This window comes from Brachybacterium sp. JB7 (assembly GCF_003335205.1).
GTDB classification, from domain to species: domain Bacteria; phylum Actinomycetota; class Actinomycetes; order Actinomycetales; family Dermabacteraceae; genus Brachybacterium; species Brachybacterium alimentarium.
On sequence record NZ_QPGN01000054.1, the window covers coordinates 1 to 311 of the forward strand.

1 protein-coding gene is annotated in these 311 nt (G+C 43.4%); it reads left to right on the forward strand.

The window, feature by feature from the left end:
* Positions 1-311 (forward strand): Hsp70 family protein (locus CIK81_RS18885; protein ID WP_147272382.1); only part of this gene is annotated, 311 nt, incomplete at both ends.

Below are 311 nucleotides of genomic sequence, written 5' to 3' on the forward strand. Positions count from 1 at the left end.
TTATTTAGTTGATGAGTTCAAAAAAGACCAAGACGTCAACCTAAAAGGCGATTCTTTGGCAATGCAGCGTCTAAAAGAAGCCGCAGAAAAAGCAAAAATTGAGCTATCAAGCGCGCAAAGCACGGAAGTAAACTTACCTTACATTACTGCTGACAGCAGTGGTCCTAAGCACTTGGTGGTAACAATCAGCCGCTCAAAACTAGAAAGTTTGACTGAAGCATTGGTACAGCGCACCATGGGCCCTTGTAAAATTGCCCTTGAAGATGCTGGTCTAAAAATCGGCGATATCGATGACGTCATCTTAGTTGGTG